The sequence below is a fragment of the Haloferax sp. KTX1 genome (assembly GCF_902410085.1).
GTDB lineage: Archaea > Halobacteriota > Halobacteria > Halobacteriales > Haloferacaceae > Haloferax > Haloferax massiliensis.
The window spans coordinates 269414-290346 of sequence record NZ_CABPRH010000001.1; the positions used below are offsets into that span (position 1 = coordinate 269414).

A 20933-nucleotide genomic window follows, 5' to 3' on the forward strand; every position below is an offset into this window, starting at 1 on the left:
ATAATCGTGTAGGTCGATTCGGAAGCCGGTTCAGTAGGATTTCGCGAAGTACGCGGTCTCCTCGGCGTCGTCGCCGCAGACCGCACAGTCCTCGCCGTCGTGAATCTCCGCGTCCTCGTCGTTCAGGGGCACCATGACGATTTCGGCGGCGATTTGGTCCTTGATCTCGTCCTCGCAGTCCTCGTCACCGCACCACGGCGCTTTCACGTAGCCGCCGTGTTGGCCGATGGTCCCGAGAATTTCGTTGCGGGCGGACGCCTCGCGGACGTTCGCTTCGAGGTTCTCCTCGGCGGCGGCGTAGAGCTTCGCGTACACCTCGTCGAACTGCTCTTGGACGGCCTCGGCGATGTTCTCGCGGTCGAGTTCGACCGACTCGCCGTCGGGGCGGTGGACGGCGGTGACGACGTCGTCGTCGACCTCGTTGGGGCCGATTTCGAAGCGGACGGGGACGCCCTTGAGCTCCCACTCGTTGAACTTGAAGCCGGGGTTGCGCTCGTCGCGGGCGTCGAGTTCGACGCGGACGCCGGCGGCTTCGAGCTCGTCGGCGATGTCCTCGGCGTAGTCGAGGACCTTCTCCTGCGTGTCGGCCTGCCAGATGGGGACGATGACGACCTGCTCGGGCGCGATGGTCGGCGGCAGGACGAGGCCCTGGTCGTCGGAGTGGGTCATGATGAGCGCGCCGAGCGAGCGCCACGACAGCCCCCACGAGGTCGTGTGGGCGGGTTCTTCGTCCTCGTCTTCGGTCGTGTAGGTGAGGTCGAACGCCTCGGCGAAGGAGGTGCCGAGGTAGTGGGAGGTGCCGGCCTGCACGGACTTGCCGTCGGGCATGAGCGCCTCGACGGTCGTCGTCGTGTCCGCGCCGGGGAACTTGTCGTGTTCCGGCTTCGCGCCGCGGAGCACGGGGATGGCGAGCACGTCCTCGTAGAGCGACTGGTACTGCGAGAGGCGGGTCATCGTCTCGTCCCACGCGCCGTCGCGGGTCTCGTGGGCCGTGTGGCCCTCCTGCCAGAGGAACTCCTTGGTGCGGAAGAACGGCTTCGTCTCCGTGGCCTCCCAGCGCACGACGGAGGCCCACTGGTTCACGCGGAGGGGGAGGTCCCGGTGGCTACGGACCCACCGGGCCATGTAGGGCGCGATGATGGACTCGGACGTCGGGCGGACGGCGAGGCGCTCTTCGAGTTCCTCGTGGCCGCCGTGGGTGACCCACGCGACCTCGGGGTCGAACCCCTCGACGATGTCCTTCTCGCGTTCGAGGTAGCTCTCGGGGATAAACAGCGGGAAGTACGCGTTCTGGACGCCCGTCTTCTTGAACTCGCCGTCGAGGTAGTTCTGGATGGACTCCCACAGCGCGTAGCCGCGCGGGCGAGTCACGATGAAGCCGCTCATGCCCTCCGGGCCGTAGTTCGCGAGGCCCGCCTTCTGGACGACCTCGGCGTACCACTCGCCGGTGTTGTACTGCTTCGACTCGGTGATACCGAGTTCCTGCTCGTCGCTCATTGCCCATCGGTAGCCGCAGCGAACCCTTAAACGCCCCGAAGGTGCCGGCGCGCCGCTCCGCCGCGCGGACCGTCTCTCGCAGGCGACGGTCGGCGGTTCCGGCGGACGCATAGATACATATCGCCGGCTGCCCTACCAGCACGTGGTGGTTGGCGTGCTAACAATGGACACAATTGTGAGCGATGAGCGGCCGACTCCCCGGGAGGGGACGGTCCGAATCGAGCTGTGGGTTCCGAGCGGCCGGCGCGCGGAGTTCACTCCGGTCATCGAGCGACTGGACGACGCCGTCGAGCGCGGCCTCGTCTCGGAGTACACGGTCGAGACGTGGGACCGGTTCGTGGACCTCGGTGGGGAGTTGAGCCCGCGCGAGCGGCGCGCCCGCGACCGGCTCGCGTCGTACGCGCGCTGGGCGGCGATGCGTGGCGACAAACTGGACGGGTTAGGTGACCCCGAGTCGCGCGGCGTCGGCCGCATGGGACCGGAGCGACCGATGCGGCGGACCCCGCGGGCGGTCATGGCGGAGTACGAAAACGGCGTGCTCGCGCACGTGACCGCGTGCGAGGAGTGCGTCGGCGCGTTCCGCGGACGGCTCCGCGACCTCGACCCGACGGCCGAACGCGAGCGGCCGTCGGAGCCGGTCCGAATCGAGTGGTGAGCGCCCCGAACTCCGTTTTTTCACCGACGATACCGCGCCGCCGTCAGCGCCGGCTGTCGAACGGCGAGTCCCCCTCGCGCCACGACCAGCCCGGCAGGCGCGTCTGAAAGCCCGCGGCGAGCGCGGCGTCGAGGTCGTCGCGCCCGGCGGGGCCGTCGGTGTGGACTGCCACGTCCGCGAAGTGGAACGTCGCCTGCGCGAGGAGTCGGAGCGGCTCGCCGCCGGCGATGGTCGCGGCGAGTTCGCGGCCGAGCACCTCGTCGACGACGAAGCCCGGGTAGTCGTCCTGCACGTCCAACTGCTTGAGGATGCGGACGTAGGCCGCGACGTTGACGCCGACCTCGCCGTCGGCGAACACCGCGTCGACCGCGTCGCGGTAGGCCGCGTCGTCGACCTCGCCGACGCGGGTGTCGAACTGCTCGCCGAGTCGCCGGCGCGTCTCGTTGATGAGCGGAACGACCACGTCGGCGCGCTCTCGGACCCAGTCGTGCTCCGCCGAGACGGCCGCCGGTGTGAGGTTCATGGTCGTCGAACGCCCCCGAGACGCTTCGGCTTTGCGAAGGGTTTTATACTGGCGACATGGTACTGTCGGGTAAGCGGGTTTTCCCTACCTCTTCCCGCAGTCGAGATACAACCGTATTCAGTTCACTATGCTCTCTCCGCAGTCGGCCGAGACTGGCACTCGTACACGTGAACCGGCTCGCGTCGACGCTCCTGAGGTAGGGGTTCCCGAGACCTGCCGGCGCAGGACCGGACGGGTCGCTCGTAACTATGAGCTCCGTAGATAAACAACTCGAGAATCTGAAGGCAGAGATTACGAACGAACTCCCCCGCGACATCTCGGTTTCCGACGTCAAGTACGAGGGTCCCGAACTCGTCGTCTACACGCGCGACCCGAAGAAGTTCGCTCAGAACGGCGACCTCATCCGGAAACTCGCGAGTAAGCTCCGAAAGCGGATCACGGTTCGCCCGGACCCGGACGTGCTGTCGGACCCCCGCGAGGCCGAACCCAAGATTCTGAGCGTCATCCCCGAGGAGGCCGGCGTCACCGACCTCGACTTCCACATCGACACCGGCGAAGTCGTCATCGAGGCCGAGAAGCCGGGGATGGTCATCGGTCGCCACGGCTCGACGCTCCGCGAAATCACGCAGAAAGTCGGCTGGACGCCCGAAGTCGTCCGCACGCCGCCCATCGAGTCCTCGACGGTCTCGAACGTCCGCAACTTCCTGAAGCAGGAACGCGAGGACCGCCGCCGCGTCCTCGAACGGACCGGCCGGCAGATTCACCGCGAACAGCTCTCGGACGACGAGTGGGTCCGCATCACGACGCTCGGCTGCTGCCGCGAGGTCGGCCGCGCCTCCTTTATCGTCTCGACGCCCGAGACTCGCATCCTCGTCGACTGCGGCGACAAGCCCGGCTCCGACGACGTGCCGTATCTGCAGGTCCCCGAGGCGCTCGGGTCGGGTGCGAACTCGCTCGACGCGGTCGTCCTCACCCACGCTCACCTCGACCACTCGGCGCTCATCCCGCTTCTGTTCAAGTACGGCTACGACGGCCCCATCTACACGACCGAGCCGACCCGCGACCTCATGGGTCTGCTCACGCTCGACTACCTCGACGTCGCCTCGAAGGAAGGCCGCACCCCGCCGTACGAGTCCGAGATGGTCCGCGAGGCCATCAAGCACACCATCCCGCTGGAGTACGGCGACGTGACCGACATCGCGCCCGACGTGAAGCTCACCTTCCACAACGCGGGTCACATCCTCGGCTCCGCCGTCTCGCACTTCCACATCGGCGACGGCCTCTACAACGTCGCGTTCTCCGGCGACATCCACTACGAGGACACCCGCCTGTTCAACGGCGCGGTCAACGACTTCCCGCGCGTGGAGACGCTCGTCCTCGAATCGACCTACGGCGGCCGCAACGACTACCAGACCGACCAGCAGGACTCCGAAAAGCGCCTCATCGAGGTCATAAACGAGACGTACGACCGCGGCGGCAAGGTCGTCATTCCCGCGTTCGCCGTCGGTCGCTCCCAGGAGATCATGCTCGTCCTCGAAGAGGCGATGCGCTCGGGCAAGATTCCGGAGATGCCCGTCCACCTCGACGGGATGATCTGGGAGGCGACGGCCATCCACACGACCTACCCCGAGTACCTCCGCGACGACCTCCGCGACCGCATCTTCCACGAGGACGAAAACCCGTTCCTCGCCGAGGAGTTCAACCACATCGACGGCGGCGAAGAGGAGCGCCAGGACGTCGCCGACGGCGAGCAGGCCATTATCCTCTCGACCTCCGGGATGGTCACCGGCGGCCCCATCATGTCGTGGCTCCGCCACGTCGGCCCCGACCCGAAGTCCCGACTGGTCTTCGTCGGCTACCAGGCGCAGGGAACGCTCGGTCGCCGCATCCAGAACGGCTGGGACGAGATTCCGGTCAACGGCCGCGACGGCATGGGCCGGTCGGACACGCTGAAGCTCAAGATGGACGTCGAGACGGTCGACGGCTTCTCCGGTCACGCCGACCGACAGGGCCTCGAAAACTTCGTCAAGACGATGAACCCGCGCCCGGAGAAGGTGCTGTGCGTCCACGGTGACGAGCGCTCCGTCCAGGACCTCTCGTCGGCGCTCTACCACGACTACAACATGCGGACGTTCGCGCCGAAGAATCTCGAAACGTTCCGCTTCAAGTAACGGACCTCGCTTCCCGTTCGGCAGCTTTCCTGTCTGTCTAGTATAGATACCACCGGCTCGATAGAATCTCGATGAGTATTCTCAACCGCAAACCGGACGGGAGTAGCATCCCCGTTATCATCGCTATCGTCCTCGTCGGAATTGCCCTCGTCACCGCTGGCGCACTGGTTCTCGCGGGGGTGTTGGGAACTTTCGTACTCAGCACGGGAGAGCGGGTTGGTCCCGCCCCGTCCGTGTCGTTTCACTCCGGCGTCAGCGACGGCACGGCGACGATAGAACACGCCGGCGGTGACTCGTTTTCGGCGGGTGAGATGATTGTGGTCGTCGGTGAGACCGAACAGTCGTGGGCGTCGCTGTCGGGAGCAGACGGGACCGTCGCACAGGGCGATTCGATTTCGTTCGACGTCGCGAGCGGCGAGACCGTCGAACTCGTCTACGTGGGCGGCGACGGACGCGAACTCGTCGGTCGGTTCACCGCGTAGTCACCCCCGCGAACGAACTTCGATTGGCGAACATTAATCAGGACTCTCGAACGAGTGGTTGCCATGCGTCTCGCACTTATCGCGCACGACGAGAAGAAGCCGGACCTCATCTCGTTCGCCGAGGAGCGGCAGGCCGACCTCGAACGCTTCGAGCTCATGGCGACGGGCACGACCGGTCAGCGACTCATCGACGCCACGGGGCTCGACATCGAGCGCAAGCAGTCCGGGCCGCTCGGCGGCGACATGCAGATCGGCGCGGAGATAGCCAGCGAGACCTGCGACGGCGTCATCTTCCTCCGCGACCCGCTGACCGCCCAGCCCCACGAGCCGGACATCAGCGCGCTGCTCCGCATCTGCGACGTTCACCAGACGCCGCTTGCGACCAACCTCGCCAGCGCGGACGCCGTCCTCGACGAGCTTATCCGGCAACTCGACGGCGAGGAGTAACCGCCGCGCCCGCGCCGCGTGGCGATCCGCGCGTCCGCCGTCTCGTTTCCCATCGACGTTCGGAATTCCTGTCGACGTTCGGTATCACCCCTGAGAATCGCGCCGTATCCTTAATTAGCAGCGCGCCGGAGGCGACGGTATGAACGCCGCGACCCGCGCGCCCCTGACACTCGCCGTGATTCTCGTCGTCGCGACCGCCCCGGTCGCCGCCGCGGCCGCCGCGACCGGTCCGACTTCGCCGTGTTTCCCCGGCGAGGGCCACCAGTTCGACATCGGCGGCGAGGGCGCGGGCATCGACCTCGTGGTCTTCCTCTCCGTCTTCGAGAACCTCGGCGGCGAGGGCGGCTTCGGGATGGAAGCCAGCGGCTCCGTCGGCAACGACTCCATCGTCCAACTCCGGGCGGGCGTCGCCTTCGACGGCGTCGGTCCCGCCGCGGCGTTCCTCTCGAACCCCTTCTCGCGGTTCAGCGTCGTCTACGACTACTCGATGAATCTCCCGATGTTCGCCGACTCGGGCGTCGAATCGAGCTACGAGGACGACGGCTCGCCGGTGAGCGGGCTCGAAACGAAGTCCTGTTAGTCAGTCGTCCGCGGCCGCGGGGTCGGTGACGGACTGCGCCGCCGCGTCGACGCCGACCATCTCGCACACGTCGGCCATCGGGCACGCCTCGGGGCCGTCGAGACACGCGGGCTTCCGTGCCTTGCAGAACTCGCGGCCGAACTGAATCATCGCGGTGTGGCCGAAGCCGCATTTCTCGTCGGGGATATCGCGTTCGAGCGCCGCCCGAACACCCTCGTGGTCGGCGTCGGCGGGCGCGAGGCCGATTCGCCGAGCGATGCGGTGGACGTGCGTATCGACGGGGAAGACGCCGCCGCGGCCGCCAGCGAAGAGGAGGACGCAGTCGGCGGTCTTGGGGCCGACGCCCTTCATCTCCAAGAGGCGGTCGCGGACCGTCGAGGGGGCTTCCTCGCGGACGTAGCGGTCGAAGTCGGCCTCGCTCCCGAAGTCGGCCAGCACCTCCTCTGCGACGCCTTGGATGAGCTTCGACTTCTGGTTGTAGAGCCCGCCGGAGCGGATGGCGTCGACGATGCCCTCGCGGTCGGCCGCCGCCAGCGACTCGGCGAGGTCGCCGCCGCCGTACGCCGCCATGAGTTCGTCGTGGGCCGGCTGGCTCGCCTTGTCGCTCGTGTTCTGGCTCAGGATGGTTCGGACGAGACACTCGAAGCCGCCCTGTCCGCCGTAGGCCTTCCGCCAGTAGCGCTCGCCGAGCCGGTCGACGACGACCTCGGCGCGCGTCGCGGTCTCGGGGTCGGCGGGGTCGAACCCCGTCTCTCGGCCGCCGCCGTTCGCGCCGCCGCTGATGTTCTCTGCGGGTTCGTCGGGCATGTCCGGAGGTTACGACCGCGCGGTGAAAAACACGTCCCGTCGGCTCGCCCCGACCGAGCTGGCGCTCGCGCGGGGTTACTCGACGTCGATGGTGACGGTCAGTTCCGCGCCGTCGGCGAGCGCCGAGACGAGGTCGCGGTCGAAGCCGGCCGCGGCGTGGGCCGCGCCGACCGCGCCCGTCCGGTCGTCCACGTAGTCGCTCGTGCGGAAGACGATACTGCGGTCGCCTTCGAACGTGAGGTCCGGGTGCCCGCGGGCGCTGACGGTCTGCTCGTGGGCGTCGTCGCCCGCGCCCACGCGGACGTGCACGTCAATAGTCGCGTCGCGGGACCGGCAGGCCTCGACGAACGCCGAGTCGAAGTCGGCGGGCGTGCGGTCGGCCTCGACGCCGATGATGCAGTCGCCCGCGGGCGTGAGCCAGTCGTCCGTCGTCACTTCGAAGGTGCTCGCGTGTTCGGCGCGCACGTGCTCGTGGCCGCGTGCGCGGATGACCTCTCTCATGGCGTGGCATCCGACCCGACTCGGTTTAGCCCCCACGGTTCGCATCCCCTTTATATATGGCCATGGCAAAGACTAACATAGTGAATACGGTCGATACGAGCGGTGTGGTAACTGTTTTCACCCGAATTTCCACCGAAGTATTTATTAACTGGTCGCCTGTATGTGTATGTACCTGAGCGCCTCCGGCGTTCCGGCGGCATCGCACGCAGAATGATCGGGAATTCTTATCCACGGTCGGTCGCACTCCCACGAGCAGCCGCCACGCACGGAGTGGTGATGGTATCGAGGATTGATTACGCATGGTAACGAAGCAGGAAGTACTTAGCGAGTTCGACGTGCAGGAACTCGACGAGGCACGAAACATCGATCTCCCAGACGAAAAGCTCGAGAGCGGCTCGAAAGGCGAACTCATCAAACTCGCCGGTCAACTCCGTGACCGCCGCAACGAACTAAACCAGATGGCTTCCGAGCGCGCGTCCAAGCGCGACGACCTCAACGCGAAGACTCGCGAGAAGGTCGACGAAGCCCAGAAGCACCGCGAGAAGCGCGACGAGATGAACTCGCAGGTGCAGGAACACAAGCAGAGCCGCAACGAGCTCAACGCGAAGGCCAACGAGCTGTTCGACGAGGTCGACGAGATGAAAAGCGACCTCGAGCTCGACGACGGCAAGGACATCGACGAGCTCAAAGAGGAGATCGAGCAACTCGAATTCCGCCAGCAGACCGAAGTCCTCTCGACCGAAGACGAGCGCGAGCTCATCGAGAAGATCGAGAACAAGCGCGAAGAGCTTCGCCAGAAAAAGGACAAGGTCGAAGAGAGCGGTGACCTCGAAGAACTCATCGAAGAGGCAGAAGAGGTCCGCTCCGAGGCGTCCCAGCACCACCAGAAGGTGACCGAGCTGGCCGACGACGCCCAGGAACACCACAACCAGATGATCGAGGCCTACCGCGAGGCCGACGACATCCGCGACAAGGCCGACGAGATGCACGAGCTCTTCGTCGAGGCCCAGGAAGCGGCCGACCGTCACCACGAGGACTTCGTCCGCGTCCAGAAGCGCCTCCGCGAGCTGGACAAGAAAGAAGAGCGCCAGCGCAAGGACTCCCGCGCCGAGGAGCGCGAGGCCGCCAAGGCCGAGGCCGAGGAGATCTACCAGAAGTTCAAAGAGGGCGAGACCCTCGAAACCGAGGACCTGATGAAGCTCCAGAAGTCCGGTCTGCTCTAAACTTCGGTCACTTTCTCTCTCTTCGTCGCGCTTGCGACGTGTCATTTTTATCCCGTTCGAAGCCCCAGCGACAGCCATGAGTGATTCACCGTGACCGATAGCTTCACGCGCATCTACCGGCTGACCATCGTGGTCGTGTTCGCCGTCGTCGCGGCGGCGGTCGGCTGGGTCCTGTTCTACAGCGTCCCCGACACGCTCGCCGACCTCGCGGGGCTCCTCTTGGTCATCGGGGCGGTCGTCGCCGCGCTCCGCGTCGGCGGCAGGCTCGCCGCCTCGGCGTTCCCCGACTACGACGTGGCCGAAGTCGCCGTCGAAGGGCCGATCTCCCGCGACGGCGGCGGCGGGCCGGTTCCGGGTCGCGGCGGCGGCACGCCCGCCGACGACATCGTCGAGCAGATAGACGCCGCGGCCGACGACGAAAACGTCGACGCGCTCCTCGTCAAACTGAACACGCCCGGCGGCGAGGTGCTGCCGAGCGACGACATCCGTCGGGCCGTCGCCGACTTCGACGGGCCGACGGTCGCCTACGCCACCGACACCTGCGCCTCGGGCGGCTACTGGATCGCCAGCGGCTGCGACGAACTGTGGTCCCACGACGTGAGCGTCGTCGGCTCAATCGGCGTCATCGGCTCGTCGGTCAACGCCTCGGAGTTGGCCGACAAACTCGGCCTCTCCTACGAGCGGTTCGCCGCGGGGAAGTACAAGGACGCCGGGATGGCGCTCAAGGAGCCGACCGACGACGAACGCGAGTACCTCCAGGGGCTCATCGACGACTACTACGACGACTTCGTCGAGCGCGTGGCCGAGGGTCGCGACATGGACCCGCAGGTCGTCCGCGACACGGAGGCCCGCGTCTACCTCGGCGAGGAGGCCCGCGAACTCGGGCTGGTCGACTCGCTGGGTACCCGCGACGACGTGGAGGACCGACTCGCCGAACTCCTCGGCCGCGACGAGGTGTCGGTCGAGGAGTTCACCCCCGAGGTCGGCCTCGCGGACCGCCTCCGCGGCGGCGTCGAGGGGGCGGCGTACGCCTTCGGCGCGGGGCTCGCCTCGTCGGTCGAAGCGGACGACGGCTTCTCGTTTCGGTTCTGACGACTGGGAGGCTTTTTAGCCCGCGCCCGCGTTCGTCTGCCACGTGACAACGCTCGTCCTCTGTGTCGACCGGGCGAACGACATCGGCCGGAAGTCCGGGCTCTCGACGCCCGTCGTCGGCTGGGAAGCCGTCAGGTCGCTCGTGACGGACGTGGGGCTCGCGGACCCCGAGGATTCGAGCGTCAACTGCCTGCTGGCGGCGCTGCGGACGACGCGCGAGCTCAGAGACGACCGCGAGGACGCCGAAATCGCGGTCGTCTCGGGGACGAACGACAGCGCCGTCGGGGCCGACCGCGCCGTCGCGCGACAGCTCGACGACCTCGTCGAGCGGTACGACGTCGAGTCCGCGGTCATCGTCATCGACAGCGCGGAAGACGAGCGACTCGTCCCCGTCGTCGAAAGCAGGCTCCGGGTCGACGCGGTCGACCGCGTGGTCGTCCGGCAGGCCCACGACATCGAGTCGACGTACTACCTGCTCAAGCAGTTCCTCGGCGACGAGGAGCTTCGTTCGACGATACTCGTCCCGCTCGGCGTCGGCCTGCTTCTCGTCCCGCTACTTCTCGTCCAGTTCACGCCTGAGGTCGCGCTGGCCGGCCTCGCCGCCCTGATGGGCGCGGTGCTCCTCTACAAGGGGCTGGCCATCGACGAGTTCCTCTCGGACGCCCCCGACCAGATACGCGACGCGCTCTACTCCGGGCAGGTGTCGGTCGTCACCTACGCGGTCGCCGCGGGATTGGCCATCGTCGGGCTGTTCCTCGGCGCGCTCTCCATTCGGACGCCCGGCGTCGGCGGGAGCGAGGAAGTGCTCGTCCCGTCGCTCCTGTTCGTCTACCACAGCGTCCCGTGGCTGGCGCTCGCCGCGCTGACCGCGAGCGCGGGTCGCCTCTTGGACGAACTCATCGGGAGCGAGCGCGTCTCCACGTCGTACATGAACCTCCCGTTCGGCGTCGTCGCCATCGGGCTGGTCGTCCGCGGCTTCGCCGGCTTCCTCCTCGAACGACAGGGCGAGTTGGCGAACCTCGAACTCCTCGGGCGACTCGCGCTCACGCCGGTCCAGCGGCTGGCGATGTTCATCGTCGCCGGTATCGTCGTGAGCGTCGTGGGCGTCCGCATCTCGGCGAGCGTCTCGGACGAGACGCTGGACGACGTGGTCGACGCGCCGCGAGAAAACGAGAGCTGAGGGCCTTTCGTTCCGCTTTCTCCCTCCGTGTGGTTAGGTCGACGCTCGGTACTCGCCGTGTTTGACGCCGAGGGCGAGACAGACGGCCCCGAAGACGAGCATCGACGGCGTCACCATCATCAGGACCGTGCTCGTTGCCATCGCGTCCATCCCGACGAGGGCCGCGGTTCCGACGACGACGAGCGCGACGAGCAACGCGACTGTCTTGGGGAGGTCGAACTCCATGAGATTCTGTCGGGACTCGTTCGACAAATCCGTTGCGGCTTCGGACGACGAATCGAGCGTCGAACCGGAAAAACGCGGTTTCAGTCGCTTACCAGGGCGCGAAATCGGGGTCGATGCGGCGCTCTTCGGTCTCGATGGCGTCGATGGCCGCGACGTCTTCGTCGTCGAGTTCGAGCGCGAGCGACTCCCAGTTGTCGCGGATGTGTCCCTCGCTCGTCGCCTTCGGAATCGCGGTGACCCCCTTCTCGCGGAGCCACGCCAGCGACACCTGGGCCTCGCTCGCGTCGTGCTTCTCGGCGATATCGGACAGCACGTCGACGTCGAACACCGCCCCGCGGGCCAGCGGCGAGTACGCGACGAGTTCGATGTCCGCCTCGGCGCAGACCTCGCGGAGTTCCTCCTGTTGGAGGAGCGGATGCATCTCGATTTGGTTGGCGAAGACGCCGGACTCGGACAGTTCGACGGCCTCGCGGAGCTGTTCGGGTTCGAAGTTGGAGATACCGACGCGTTCCGTCAGCCCCCGTTCGACGAGTTCGTCGAACGCCGCGAGGGTCTCTTCGGCGTCGTACTCGCGGGACGGCCAGTGGACGTACAGGAGGTCGACGTAGTCGACGCCGAGCTTTTCGAGGCTCGCTTCGGTGCTCTCTATGACGTCGTCGTAAGAGAGCTCGTCAATCCACACTTTCGTCGCGAGGAACACGTCGTCGCGGTCGACGTCGGCGGCGGCGATGCCCGCGCCGACCTCCGCCTCGTTGCCGTACGCTTGGGCGGTGTCGATGTGGCGGTAGCCCATCTCCAGCGCCGTCCGCACCGCGTTGCGACACTCGTCGGCGTCCGTGTTCTGCCACGTCCCGAGGCCGAGCATCGGCATCCCGTTCGCTCGCGGTGTGTCGTCTACTGAGGTGGGGTTCTCCGTCATGGGTGAGCGGTGGGCCGCGAGTTGAAAAGGCGTTCCGAAAGGGCGGACGAATTTCCGGCTTTCACGGCCTGAGAGTGTGTCACACGGGGTCTCGGACGTTCGTCACTCGACGCCGACCGACGCTCGGCGGCGGATGGTTTATGTGGTGCGTGGTAGCATATCCGTACGGTGGTCTGGAATGTCGTCCGCATCAGAGCCGTTGACAGAAGAGAACACGAACGCGTTCGCACACCGCATCGCGGGTGACTCGCTCGTCTACGAGTGTCCGAACTGCGAGTTCGGCGAGGTGCTGGTGACGGAACTCATCGAGTCCGACGACGCGCGGTGTCTCGATTGCGGGACGCGCTACCGACTCAACATCGAGACGGTGGAGTGACGAGCGGGTCGGCGGGACTCCCGGCGGCGGTTCGGTCAGCTCGGTCGGCCGGACCCCCTCGGTCCCGCTCGGACCGACCCGGTCGGTCGGCTCTTTTTCCCAGCGGCGAGACCGTCATGCTCTCTGCGCGCCTCTAGAGGGTATGCCTCAACCACGCACAGCCCTCTCGCGCTCGCGCTCGTCGTCACCCTCGCCGGTTGCCTCGGCGGGGTGGGCGGTTCGACCACGCTCGCGGCCCAGCCCGCGACGATTCCCGCGTCGGCCTACGAGGCACACGGCTACGTCCACGGCAACAGCACCGCCGTCCCGCTTTCCTACGACGTGGGCGTCGGACCCGCCGCTCGCTCCGTCGGCGCGGAGGTCTGGGTGTCCGGATACTCGAAGACGACCGACGACGACGATATCGCGGCCCTCGTAGTCGTCTCGTCGCCGAACGCCGAGGTCGCCGGGCAGTCGGTCAACCCGCTTTCGAACCTCGGCAACCGCGAACTCGTCGCGAGCGGCCTCGACCTGCTGGCCGACGCGCAGGCGCTCGGGAACGCCCCCGAGGTCACCGGCGTCCGCGAGGTCGGCGCGCGGAACGTCACGATGCTCGGGTCGGAGACGGAACTCGTCACCTACGCGGGGACGGTCGAGGTCGAACCCGGCGAGACCGCCGTCGACGGCGAGACGGTCGCCTACGAGGGCGGGACGGCCGAGGTGCGACTCCACCTCGCGACCGTCGAACACGACGGCGACGTGGTGGTCGTCCTCGCGGTCCACGGGCCCCACGTGGACGAGACCGGGGCGGTCGCGGCGCTCGCGGGCGCTGTCGAGCATCCGGGGACGGTCGAAAGAACGGTCGAAGTTCGGTGAGCGGGCGGCGCGGCGTCGACCGCGAGTTCGGCGGTCGTCGTTAGTAGAACTCGCGGACGAGGTCCATCGCGTCGTCGGGCGCGCCCGACGGGATGTCCGACATGTTCTGGTCGACGCCGAACTTCTCCTCGTAGGAGACGGAGCTTTCGTCCTTGTAGATGATGCCCTCGTACTCCTTCGACGAGTCGAGAATCTTCTCTTTGGCCGCGTCGTAGTCGGTCGGGTCGTGGTCGGTGTCCGCGAGGTCGACGAGGTTGTCGCGGAAGTAGTCGTAAGTGTCCACGTCGTTGAACGTGACACAGGGACTGAACACGTTCACGAAGCCGAAGCCGTCGTGCTCGATGGCTTCTTGGACGATTTCCGCGTGGCGCTTGTGGTCGGTCGCGAACGACTGCGCGATGAACGTGCCGCCGGCGGCCAGCGACAGCGCGAGCGGGTTGACCGGGGGCTGCTGGGGCCCTTCGGGCGTCGTCGAGGTCTCGAAGTCCTCGCGCGAGGTCGGCGAGGCCTGTCCCTTGGTGAGACCGTAGATGCGGTTGTCCATGACGGTGTAGGCCATGTCCACGTTGCGGCGGACGGCGTGGATGAAGTGACCCGCGCCGATGGAGTAGCCGTCACCGTCGCCGCCGGCGGCGACGACGGTCAGGTCGGGGTTCGCCAGCTTGACGCCGGCGGCGACCGGGAGCGAGCGCCCGTGGACGCCGTGGATGGCGTACGAGTGCATGTACGTCCCGATTTTCCCGGAACAGCCGATACCGGCGACCATGAACGTGTTGTCGGGGTCGGTGCCGGAGTTGGCGAGGGCTTTCATGATGCCGTTCATCGTCCCGAAGTCCCCACAGCCGGGACACCAGGTCGGTTGTTTGTCTGACTTGAAGTCGGTGAAGCGGACGTTTGAGCTCATGCTGAGACCTCCTCTGCGTCGAGGGTGGCTTTGATTTCGTCTGCGAGTTCGTCCGCCTTGAAGCGGACGCCGTCGTATTTGTTAATGCGCTTGACACGGGTCAATGTGTCGTGCTCGACGACGTTGGCGAACTGCCCCGTCGCGTTACACTCGACGACGATGACCTCGTCTGCCGCCTCGATCTCCTCGGTGAGGTCCGGCCGCGGGAACATGTACGGAACCGACAGGAACCGAACGTCGATGCCGTCTTCTTCGAGGAAGTCGAGCGCCTCGATGAGCGCGCCCTCGTTGGAGCCCCACGAGAGGATGAGCGTGTCGGAGTCGGCGTCGCCGAACTCGCGCGGCGAGAAGTCTTCCGTCTCCGTTGCGGTCTCGACCTTCCGGTCGCGCTTGTCGACCTGCTCGACGCGCATCGAACGGTCTTCGGTCCGCCGACCGAGCTCGTCGTGTTCGAGCCCCGTCGACATGTGCGCGCCCTGTTCCGTGCCGGGGAACGCGCGCGGGCTGACGCCGTCGTCGGTGAGCGCGTGCGGCTGGAAGCGACCTTCCTCGTCGAGCCACTCGTCGATGGAGTCGTCGTCGACGACCTTGCCGCGGTCGATTTCGACTTCGTCCATGTCGAACGTCTCGGGGGAGAACGTCTGTTCCGTGACCGCCATCGCGAGGTCGGCCGCGACGTACACCGGAACCTGGTACTTCTCGGCGAAGTTGAACGCCTCGACGGTCTTCCAGAAGCACTCGTCGATGCTCGTCGGCGCGACGACGAACCGCGGAATCTCGCCGTGGCCGCCGTAGAGCATCATGTTGAGGTCGCCCTGTTCCTGCTTGGTCGGCATCCCCGTCGAGGGACCCGAGCGCATCACGTCGACGATGACGAGCGGCGTCTCGGAGGTGGCGACGAGCCCGAACGTCTCGGTCATCAGATCGATACCCGGACCGGACGTGGCGGTCATCGACCGCGCGCCGGCGCGCGCCGCACCGAGCGCGAGGTTGATGGCCGCGAGCTCGTCTTCCGCCTGCACGACGTGCCCGCCGTAGCGTTCGATGCGGCCGGTGAGGTACTCCATCACGTCAGTCGCCGGCGTGATGGGGTAGCCGGCGTAGAAGCGGCAGCCGGCGGCGATGGCGCCCATGCCGATGGCCTGGTCGCCGTTGATGAGCACGTAGTCCTCGTCGGTCGTTTCGAGGTCGTAGTCGAACTCGACGTCGTACTCGTCGTGGACGTATTCGAGTCCCGCGCGAGCCGCCTTCTTGTTGTTCTCGACGATGGCCTCGCCCTTCCCGCCGAAGCGCTTCTGGAGCGCGCTGTCGAGGTTCTCGATGGGGAAGTCCGCGACGGCGCACGCCGCGCCGAGCGCGACGACGTTGCGCATGATTGCGCCGCCCGCCTCCTCGGCGAGCGCCTTGAGGGGGATGTCCAGCCCGACCATTCCCTCGGGGATTTCGACGTCCGCCATGGTGGAGCGGTCGCCGTCGTAGATGATGACGGAGCCCTCGTGTAGTTCGTCGAGGTTCTCGTCGATTGTTCGTTGTGTGAGCGCGATGAGCACGTCGAGTCTGTCGACGACGCTCTGCACGGGGTCGATGGCAGTCCGAACCTTGTACGCCGTGTATCCGCCCCGGATTCGCGAAGCGAAGTCCTTAGAGGTGAACACGTGGCGTCCAGCCCGGGAGAGTGCCTGAGCGAAAATCTTCCCCGTGGAGTCTATGCCATCGCCAGCCTCGCCGCCGATGGCCCAGTTGAAGTCCGCAGGCATGCTGGGTGAAATCTACCCATAGCCGGGTCAAAAGCCTTCTGAAAATTGGTGTTAAACGTCGGTACTGATAACCGATAGAAATCTCACGAACAAATTTATATATCGCTATTGAGGCCCATTTGTCTATCCAAACGGTGTGCGGGCGGCAGTTTACTGAACGAATGTCCAATCATGGTGTGTTTCGCCCTCTCGTGACAATTATTTCCGGTTCACGCCGTTCGGGCGGCTCACGCGGTTCGCCCCGCCCCCGGCGCGCGCGTCCGGGAAGGCAAGGCCCTTGTGAGCCTGCGACCAACCCGGTCGCATGGACGCAATCGTCACCGTCGCCGCGGTCAGCGACGTCGGCCCCGGCACGGTCGCCATCGAGTTCGAGACGCCCGACGGCTTCGAGGCCGAACCGGGCCAGTTCGTGAAGCTCTCCGCCGAGGTCGACGGCGAGTCGTACGCGCGGTTCTACACGCTGTCGTCGCCCGGCGTCGGCGACACCTTCGAGGTGACCGTCGGCATCGACCCCGAGGAGGCCGGGCCGTTCAGCCGGCACCTCGACTCGCTCGTCGCCGGCGACGACGTCGAGGTCTCCGGGCCGTTCGGGCGGAGCTACTACGACGGCGAGTCGCGCGTGGTCGTCCTCGCGGGCGGGCCCGGCGTCGGCCCCGCGGTCGGCATCGCCGAGGCCGCGGTCGCCGACGGCAACGAGGCCGCCGTGGTCTACCTCGACGACGCGCCCGCGCACGAGGAACGGCTCTCCGCGCTCCGCGACGACGGCGCGAGCGTCGTCGTCACCGGCGACGGGTCCGACCTCGCCGACGCCGTCGCCGACGCGCTCACCGGCGACGAGGGCGAGCAGGTGTTCGTCTACGGCTTCGCCGACTTCGTCGAGAACGCGACCGACGCCGTCGAGGCGGCCGGCGGCGACGCCGACGCCGCGAAGGTCGAGAACTTCGGGTAAGCGGCTCGCGCGCGCCGCCCGCGACACTATTCTACCGGTCGCCACGCCGTCAGCACCGCGAGCGCGAGCGCGACGACGACCCAGCCGACGAGGCCAGCGAGCGCCGCGGCCGGCGAGCCCGCCCCGTCGGTCTCGACGGCGACGCCGAGGACGAGCGACCGGAACGCCCCGTTCGGACTCGCCGCGAGCGCGAGGGGCACTGCGTCGATGCCGAGGTTCCCCGAGGCCAATCCGGCGACCGCGGCGGCGTCGACGCCGACGACGAAGGCGACGAGCAGGCCGACGGCCAACGCGATTGCCTGCCGGGCGGTCCGCGCGGCGGCCGAGACCGCGAGCGCGACGGCCGCGACCGCGAGGGCGAACAGGACCGCGAGGACCGAAAAGCGGAGGAACGCGACCGGCGAGTCGGCGGCCTCGTTCAGCGCGAGGAACGTCGGGTCGGGCGGCGAGAGAACCGGAACGGTCGCGCCCGCGGCGAGGAGCGACCCGAAGACGACGAACGCGAGCGCGAGTCCCCGGCCGAGGTAGACGCCGCCGACGTAGGCCGGCCGGGACACGTCGAACGTGCGAAGCACGTCGAGTTCGCCCGACTCGCGGTCCGACAGCACCGCGCGGTAGCAGAGCGCGACGGCGAGAAGCGGGACGAGCGCCTCCACGAACGGGAGCAAATCGAGCACCAGCGGGACGTAGCCGCCGCGCGCGCCCGACCCGGCGGCCGCGACCGCGACGACGGTCAGCGCGAAGACGACGGAGAGCGCGACGACCGCCGGAGTTCTGACGACCGTCCGAAGCTCGCGCGCCGCGATGGCGAACAGGTCGCCGAGGCCGTCGAGGTCGCCGACGCTCATCTGCCCGTCACCTCCTCGGTCGCCACGAGGTCGCCGAAGGCGGTCTGGAGGTCCGCCGCGCCGACCGACTCGACCACCGCCCGCGGGTCGCCGTCGGCGACGAACCGCCCGCCGTCGAGGACGACCACGCGGTCTGCGGTCCGCTCGACGGGACCGAGGTTGTGCGACGAGAGGACGACCGCCACGCCCGCGTCGGCGAGGGCCGCGACGATGTCGAACAGCCGCTCGACCATGCCGGGGTCGAGGCCGCTCGCCGGCTCGTCGAGGACGACCACGGCCGGATCGCCGACGAGCGCCCGCCCGAGGCCGAGCAGGCGCGTCATCCCCCCGGAGAGCGCTCCCACCCGGCGGTCGGCGGCGTCCGCGAGGCCGACGCGTTCCAGCACCCCGGCCACGTCCACGTCCTCGTCGACGAACTGCGCGTAGAATTCGAGCGTGTCGGCCGCGGAGAAGCCGGCGCGGAAGCCGGGCTGTTGCGGGAGGTAGCCCACGCGGGCGCGTCCGTTACTGGCTCCGACGGCGACGGTCCCCTCGTCTGGCGCGCGGACCCGCGCGAGAAACCGTAAGAGCGTGGACTTCCCCGAGCCGTTGGGGCCGACGAGCGCGACGATTTCGCCGGGCGCGACCGACAGCGAGACGCCGTCGAGGACGCGCACGTCGCCGAAGGCGTGTCCGAGGTCGGTCGCGGCGATAGCCGGTCCGTCGGCGTCGAGACCGGCGCTGTCGCCCGTCGGTTCGTCGGAAGCGGTCTCGGCGGTCCTCTCGGATTCTGGATTCGGCATCGTCGTGGGTTCGTCAGTCATCGGTCTCCTCCGTCGCGTTCAGGGCGGCGAGCGTCTCCGGTCGAACCGGGTCGGTCCGCGGCGCGGCGTCGACCACGCCGGATCCGCGGAGGCCGGCCACCGCGTCGCGGGCGCGGCGGAGCGCGCGCACCGCGGGCGACTCCGAGAGCGCGAGCGCGCCGGGTTCGCGGCCGAGTTCGGCGTCCACAGGCCCGGAAGGCTGGTACGCCCGGTCGTAGACCCCGTCGCCGTCGGCGTCTTCGAGCGGGAGAGCGCCCCAGTAGTTGCCCGCGCCGCCGGCGGTCCACGTCCGCATCGGGCCGAGCGACGACTCGACGCGCACGTCGTTGCCGACGATGTCGTTTCGGACGACGACGTTCGTCGGGAACGTCGAACTCCCGCGGACGCCGACCCCGTTGCCGGCGACGACGTTTCCGACGTACACCTGCCGGTCGCCGCTCACGTCCATGCCGTATTCGTTGCCGGCGAACACGTTGTCTGCGACGTAGGTGTCGCTGCCGGCGGGCATGAACCCGAAGTCCGACTCGCGCACGTCGTTTCCGACCACGAGGTTGCCGACGGGCCGGGTCATGAGGACGACGCCGATGCGGTCCCCGCGGACGACGTTGTCGGCGACGAGCGACTCGGAGGTGTACATCTGATGGACGCCGTAGCGGCCGTCTTCCATGCGGTTGTCGCGGACGACGCTCCCGTCGGCGCGGTGGGTGTAGACGCCGTCGCGGCCGCCGCGGAACGTCGAGTCCTGGACGACCGCCCGCTCGCCGATGAGGACGACGCCCATGAAGCCGTCGGACGGCTCGTCGGCCCCGCGGACGGTCACGCCGTCGACGACGGTGTCGGCGCTCTCGCGGGCGATGACGCCGCTCGCGGGCGTGTCGATTTCGACGCCGCGGACGGTCGACTCGTTCGCGCCGTCGAGGACGACGCCGGCGTCGCCGCGGCCGTAGGCGAGTTCGACGCGGGTGTCCCAGTCGACGGACTCGTTTTGGGCGCGGACCCGTCGCGTCCCCACCTCGCCGACGCCGGAGATGGCGAGGTCACCGACCGCGCTCCGGTCGGCCCTGAGATGGACGACGCTCCCGTTTCCGTCGCCGACGAGTCGCGTCTCGCTTCCGGCACCGCGGAGCGTCACCGAGCGGTTCAGTTCGACCGCATCGACCGAGTAGGTCCCCTCGGGGACGTAGACGGTCGTGTTCGCGGGGGCCGAGGCGACCGCGGCTTCGACGGTCGGCGCGTCCTCGCCGACGACGGTCGAGACGGGGCGGTCGAACAGCGCATCACTCGCAGCGGTGGTCTGGTTCGCCCACTCGCGGTGGGCGGCGACCGCCGACTCGAAGTCGTCGAGTCGGGACGAAAGCGGGTTCTCGGCGCGCTCGCGGAGCGTCGCCCAGTCGACGACCTCACCGCCGTGGGCGTCCGCGAACGAGCGCGCCGCGTCGGCGTCGGAAAACGGGACGGCGATTGCCCCGGACGGGACCCGCGCGCCGGAGTCGACGACGAACGACGCCTCTGACGCCCTCGTCCAGCCGGGGTTGCGGTTGTGTTCGGTTCGGAGGTAGCCGTCGTCGTCGAGCGTGGGCGAGACCGTCGCGTAGTCGGTGACGAACACCGCGAGCGGGTCGCCGAACTGGCGGGCGCTCTCGGGCGTGGACACGTCGGCGGCGGCCGTGCGAACGTCGTAGTAGCCGATGACGTAGCGGTACCGCGAGAAGTGGACCTGCGCGAGCGGGACCTCGAATCCCTCGACCTCCGCCGTGCGAACGTCGACAGAGGTTCCGCCGGTCTTGACCGTATCGTCGAAGGCGACCGGCGAGACGGACCCGGAGGCGGGGACGACGAAGGAGACGCTGGCGAGGACGAAGACGAGCGCCGTCGCGGCGGCGACCCAGCGGGTCGTCTGGGGCGTGACGAGCGCCATCGGTCAGCGCTCGGCTCCCGCGGGGTCGGGGCCTGCGGCGGGCTGAGTCGCCGCGTCGAGGCGCGCTGTGGCTGTCGCGCGGTCGTGCATGGCGAGGGCTAGGCGGTCCGGGGGTGATATGTGCGATGGTCTGTGCGTCGAAGCCTCGGGGCCGGGACGAACCGACCGAGGGACTGACTCCGACCCGAATCCTTAATCATCGTCCATACGGATTGGTGGAC

22 protein-coding genes are annotated in these 20933 nt (G+C 67.9%); 11 read left to right on the plus strand and 11 right to left on the minus strand.

All coding sequences use genetic code 11. The features are described from left to right. Positions 1 to 30: 30 nt before the first annotated feature. Positions 31 to 1497 (minus strand): proline--tRNA ligase, encoded by a 1467-nt coding sequence (gene proS, locus FY251_RS01360; protein ID WP_148413125.1) that lies wholly within the window; start codon positions 1495 to 1497, stop codon positions 31 to 33. A 163-nt stretch (positions 1498 to 1660) separates the two neighbouring features. Between proS and FY251_RS01365 the strand changes: the two genes are divergently transcribed. Continuing rightward, positions 1661 to 2152: an HTH domain-containing protein gene (locus tag FY251_RS01365; protein ID WP_148413126.1), complete on the plus strand. Its 492-nt coding sequence runs from the start codon at positions 1661 to 1663 to the stop codon at positions 2150 to 2152. A 43-nt stretch (positions 2153 to 2195) separates the two neighbouring features. Here the strand turns inward: FY251_RS01365 and FY251_RS01370 are convergent, their stop codons facing one another. Further along, the gene (locus FY251_RS01370; protein ID WP_148413127.1) at positions 2196 to 2675 is read right to left on the minus strand and encodes a hypothetical protein; all 480 of its coding nucleotides are present in this window, start codon (positions 2673 to 2675) and stop codon (positions 2196 to 2198) included. A 248-nt stretch (positions 2676 to 2923) separates the two neighbouring features. On the opposite strand from FY251_RS01370, the gene FY251_RS01375 reads away from it, so the two are divergent. The 4 genes from FY251_RS01375 (at position 2924) to FY251_RS01390 (ending at position 6355) form a co-directional block, all read left to right on the plus strand. Next, positions 2924 to 4846, plus strand: coding sequence for a beta-CASP ribonuclease aCPSF1 (locus FY251_RS01375; protein WP_089778806.1), 1923 nt, complete (start codon positions 2924 to 2926; stop codon positions 4844 to 4846). Positions 4847 to 4917: 71 nt separating this feature from the next. Beyond that, a complete protein-coding gene (locus tag FY251_RS01380) occupies positions 4918 to 5328 on the plus strand; it encodes a type IV pilin (RefSeq protein WP_148413128.1) in 411 nt (136 codons plus the stop codon). A gap of 63 nt (positions 5329 to 5391) precedes the next feature. Beyond that, positions 5392 to 5775, plus strand: coding sequence for a methylglyoxal synthase (locus FY251_RS01385; protein WP_004971138.1), 384 nt, complete (start codon positions 5392 to 5394; stop codon positions 5773 to 5775). Positions 5776 to 5914: 139 nt separating this feature from the next. Further along, complete coding sequence (locus tag FY251_RS01390; protein ID WP_089778802.1) at positions 5915 to 6355, plus strand: hypothetical protein; 441 nt, start codon at positions 5915 to 5917, stop codon at positions 6353 to 6355. Here the strand turns inward: FY251_RS01390 and nth are convergent, their stop codons facing one another. Together nth and FY251_RS01400 are read right to left on the minus strand one after the other, a co-directional pair. Continuing rightward, positions 6356 to 7162 (minus strand): endonuclease III, encoded by an 807-nt coding sequence (nth, locus tag FY251_RS01395; RefSeq protein WP_148413129.1) that lies wholly within the window; start codon positions 7160 to 7162, stop codon positions 6356 to 6358. A gap of 75 nt (positions 7163 to 7237) precedes the next feature. Continuing rightward, a complete protein-coding gene (locus FY251_RS01400) occupies positions 7238 to 7663 on the minus strand; it encodes a DUF371 domain-containing protein (protein ID WP_148413130.1) in 426 nt (141 codons plus the stop codon). A 299-nt stretch (positions 7664 to 7962) separates the two neighbouring features. On the opposite strand from FY251_RS01400, the gene FY251_RS01405 reads away from it, so the two are divergent. The 3 genes from FY251_RS01405 (at position 7963) to FY251_RS01415 (ending at position 11158) form a co-directional block, all read left to right on the plus strand. Continuing rightward, on the plus strand, positions 7963 to 8886 hold the full coding sequence (locus tag FY251_RS01405; RefSeq protein ID WP_004064289.1) for a coiled-coil protein: 924 nt from the start codon (positions 7963 to 7965) through the stop codon (positions 8884 to 8886). A gap of 90 nt (positions 8887 to 8976) precedes the next feature. After that, positions 8977 to 9978 (plus strand): signal peptide peptidase SppA, encoded by a 1002-nt coding sequence (sppA, locus tag FY251_RS01410; RefSeq protein ID WP_148413131.1) that lies wholly within the window; start codon positions 8977 to 8979, stop codon positions 9976 to 9978. 43 nt (positions 9979 to 10021) lie between these two features. Then, positions 10022 to 11158, plus strand: a complete 1137-nt coding sequence (locus tag FY251_RS01415) for a DUF373 family protein (RefSeq protein ID WP_089778794.1) — start codon at positions 10022 to 10024, stop codon at positions 11156 to 11158. Between the two features lie 33 nt (positions 11159 to 11191). Here the strand turns inward: FY251_RS01415 and FY251_RS01420 are convergent, their stop codons facing one another. Both FY251_RS01420 and FY251_RS01425 read right to left on the minus strand, forming a co-directional pair. Continuing rightward, positions 11192 to 11383, minus strand: coding sequence for a hypothetical protein (locus FY251_RS01420; protein ID WP_148413132.1), 192 nt, complete (start codon positions 11381 to 11383; stop codon positions 11192 to 11194). Between the two features lie 88 nt (positions 11384 to 11471). Then, on the minus strand, positions 11472 to 12254 hold the full coding sequence (locus FY251_RS01425) for an aldo/keto reductase (RefSeq protein ID WP_148413586.1): 783 nt from the start codon (positions 12252 to 12254) through the stop codon (positions 11472 to 11474). A gap of 226 nt (positions 12255 to 12480) precedes the next feature. On the opposite strand from FY251_RS01425, the gene FY251_RS01430 reads away from it, so the two are divergent. Further along, entirely contained in the window at positions 12481 to 12678 is a 198-nt protein-coding gene (locus FY251_RS01430; protein WP_042663541.1) for a hypothetical protein, read from the plus strand. 210 nt (positions 12679 to 12888) lie between these two features. Beyond that, positions 12889 to 13533, plus strand: a complete 645-nt coding sequence (locus FY251_RS01435) for a DUF6517 family protein (RefSeq protein ID WP_255516579.1) — start codon at positions 12889 to 12891, stop codon at positions 13531 to 13533. Positions 13534 to 13573: 40 nt separating this feature from the next. Here the strand turns inward: FY251_RS01435 and FY251_RS01440 are convergent, their stop codons facing one another. Both FY251_RS01440 and FY251_RS01445 read right to left on the minus strand, forming a co-directional pair. After that, a complete protein-coding gene (locus FY251_RS01440; RefSeq protein ID WP_008573370.1) occupies positions 13574 to 14437 on the minus strand; it encodes a 2-oxoacid:ferredoxin oxidoreductase subunit beta in 864 nt (287 codons plus the stop codon). Beyond that, positions 14434 to 16194, minus strand: coding sequence for a 2-oxoacid:acceptor oxidoreductase subunit alpha (locus tag FY251_RS01445; RefSeq protein WP_148413133.1), 1761 nt, complete (start codon positions 16192 to 16194; stop codon positions 14434 to 14436). The genes FY251_RS01440 and FY251_RS01445 overlap by 4 nt, the downstream gene beginning before the upstream one ends. A 304-nt stretch (positions 16195 to 16498) precedes the next feature. Between FY251_RS01445 and FY251_RS01450 the strand changes: the two genes are divergently transcribed. Further along, the gene (locus FY251_RS01450; protein ID WP_148413134.1) at positions 16499 to 17143 is read left to right on the plus strand and encodes an FAD-dependent oxidoreductase; all 645 of its coding nucleotides are present in this window, start codon (positions 16499 to 16501) and stop codon (positions 17141 to 17143) included. A 26-nt stretch (positions 17144 to 17169) separates the two neighbouring features. Here FY251_RS01450 and FY251_RS01455 read toward each other — a convergent pair whose 3' ends face one another. Genes FY251_RS01455 through FY251_RS01465 form a run of 3 tightly spaced genes read right to left on the minus strand, consistent with a single transcriptional unit; the run spans position 17170 to position 20712 of the window. Then, positions 17170 to 17991, minus strand: a complete 822-nt coding sequence (locus FY251_RS01455; protein WP_148413135.1) for an ABC transporter permease — start codon at positions 17989 to 17991, stop codon at positions 17170 to 17172. Beyond that, complete coding sequence (locus FY251_RS01460; protein ID WP_148413136.1) at positions 17988 to 18794, minus strand: ABC transporter ATP-binding protein; 807 nt, start codon at positions 18792 to 18794, stop codon at positions 17988 to 17990. The genes FY251_RS01455 and FY251_RS01460 overlap by 4 nt, the downstream gene beginning before the upstream one ends. Further along, complete coding sequence (locus FY251_RS01465; protein ID WP_148413137.1) at positions 18787 to 20712, minus strand: NosD domain-containing protein; 1926 nt, start codon at positions 20710 to 20712, stop codon at positions 18787 to 18789. Before FY251_RS01465 ends, FY251_RS01460 begins: the two co-directional genes overlap by 8 nt. Between the last annotated feature and the right edge of the window lie 221 nt (positions 20713 to 20933).